Source organism: Pseudomonas sp. I8001 (assembly GCF_013385345.1).
Lineage (GTDB): Bacteria > Pseudomonadota > Gammaproteobacteria > Pseudomonadales > Pseudomonadaceae > Aquipseudomonas.
Window position 1 is genome coordinate 17,689 of sequence record NZ_JACAQC010000014.1, and the last position, 228, is coordinate 17,916.

The window sequence follows — 228 nt, forward strand, 5'->3', positions numbered from 1 at the left end:
AAAGCAAGAGCACAGCGGCCTGAAAGCCGGCTTGAGTGTTAAAAGCAAAATCAAAAGCTAAAGCGGGCACGGTTCAAATGTAGGAGCTGGCTTGCCGGCGATGGCATCACCTCGGTGTGTCTGGAAGACCGAGGTGTCTGCATCGCCGGCAAGCCAGCTCCTACAGAAAAGCAGCTCTGCTTTCGCTCTGGCTTTTGATCTGGCTTTTTAACACTCAGGTCGGCCGGT